The sequence below is a fragment of the Streptomyces pathocidini genome (genome assembly GCF_001418495.1).
Taxonomy (GTDB): domain Bacteria; phylum Actinomycetota; class Actinomycetes; order Streptomycetales; family Streptomycetaceae; genus Streptomyces; species Streptomyces pathocidini.
Genome location: NZ_LIQY01000569.1, coordinates 1 through 1,575, shown reverse-complemented (window position 1 = coordinate 1,575; position 1,575 = coordinate 1). Strand labels below are relative to the sequence as shown.

1 protein-coding gene and 1 pseudogene are annotated in these 1,575 nt (G+C 71.5%); both read left to right on the top strand.

The window, feature by feature from the left end; genetic code table 11:
• Window positions 1–1,104 (top strand): FtsW/RodA/SpoVE family cell cycle protein (locus AOK16_RS22735; RefSeq protein WP_055474019.1); only part of this gene is annotated, 1,104 nt, incomplete at its 5' end.
• Window positions 1,101–1,575, top strand: a pseudogene (locus AOK16_RS22730) (penicillin-binding protein 2); the annotation flags it as partial. The gene AOK16_RS22735 and the pseudogene AOK16_RS22730, both read left to right, overlap by 4 nt.

The window sequence follows — 1,575 nt, the reverse complement described above, 5'->3', positions numbered from 1 at the left end:
GAGACCCCCGGCGACCGCGACGCGCCCACCCAACTCGTCTGGTCCACCGTCGGGGTGGGGCTGTTCATGTGGGTGGTGGTGCTGCTGCGCGACCACCGCGTGCTCCAGCGGTACACGTACGTGTGCGTGGCCGCGGCGCTCGCGCTGCTGCTCGCGCCGGTGTTCTTCCCGGCCGTCAACGGGGCGAAGATCTGGGTCCGGTTCGGCGGACTGTCCATCCAGCCCGGCGAGTTCGCCAAGGTGCTGCTCGCGGTGTTCTTCGCCGCCTACCTCGCCGCCAACCGGCACGCCCTCGCCTACACCGGGCGGCGCCTGTGGCGGCTGCAGTTCCCCACCTGGCGGGTGCTCGGGCCGATCGCAGCGGTGTGGATGGCCAGCGTCGGCGTGCTCGTCCTCGAACACGACCTGGGCACCTCGCTGCTCTTCTTCGCCCTCTTCGTGATCATGCTGTACGTGGCCACCGGGCGGACCGGCTGGACGCTGGTCGGCCTGCTGCTGTCCGCCGTCGGGGCGTTCGCGGTGGGCAGCTACGAACCGCACGTCAACGGCCGGGTGGAGACCTGGCTGCACCCCTTCGCCTCCATCGAGGCCGGTGAGGGCCCCAGCCAGCTCGCGCAGTCGCTGTTCGCCTTCTCCTCCGGCGGCATGCTCGGCGAGGGCCTGGGGCGCGGGCGCTCCGTCCTCATCGGCTTCGCCGTCAAGTCCGACTTCATCCTGGCCACGGCGGGCGAGGAGCTGGGCATGTACGGGTTGATGGCGATCTTCATGCTGTACGCGCTGCTGGTGGCGCGCGGCTACCAGGCGGGGCTGTATCTGCGCGACACCTTCGGCCGGCTGCTGGCCATCGGGCTCTCCTCGATCGTCGCCCTCCAGGTGTTCGTGATCGCGGGCGGGGTGACGGGGCTGATCCCGCTCACCGGTCTGGTGATGCCCTTCCTCGCCCAGGGCGGTTCCTCGGTCGTCACCAACTGGGTGATCGTGGCGCTGCTCATCCTGCTCAGCGACTGCGCGCGCAGACCACGCCCGGCCGCCGCGGAAGCGGGGGTGGTCGCCCCGGCGGCGCCGAGACCCCCGCTCAGCCTCAGTGGGGAGGAACGGCCGTGATCCGCTGCATCCGGCGCGCCTCGGTCTTCTGCCTCCTGCTACTGGCCGCGCTGCTGGTCAACACCTCACGCATCCAGGTCTTCTCGGCCGACGACTACGCGCACAACCCGGCCAACCGCCGCCTGACACTGACCCGTTACGCCCAGCCACGTGGGGAGATCATGGTCGGCGGCCGGTCCGTCACCGGCTCCCGCGACTCGGGCGAGGCGCTGCGCTACGAGCGCACCTACACCGACGGGCCCCTGTTCGCGCCCGTCACCGGCTACGCCTCGCAGACGTACGGCACCTCGCTGCTGGAGCAGACCGAGGACGACGTGCTGTCCGGCATCGACCACCGGCTCTCGCCCATCCCGATGTGGAACGAGTTCACCCGCAAGGCGCAGCCCGGGGGCCGGGTGGTCACCACGATCAAGGACGAGGCGCAGCGCGCGGCGTACGCGCGGCTCTGCGGGCGGCGGCGCGCGGTGGCGG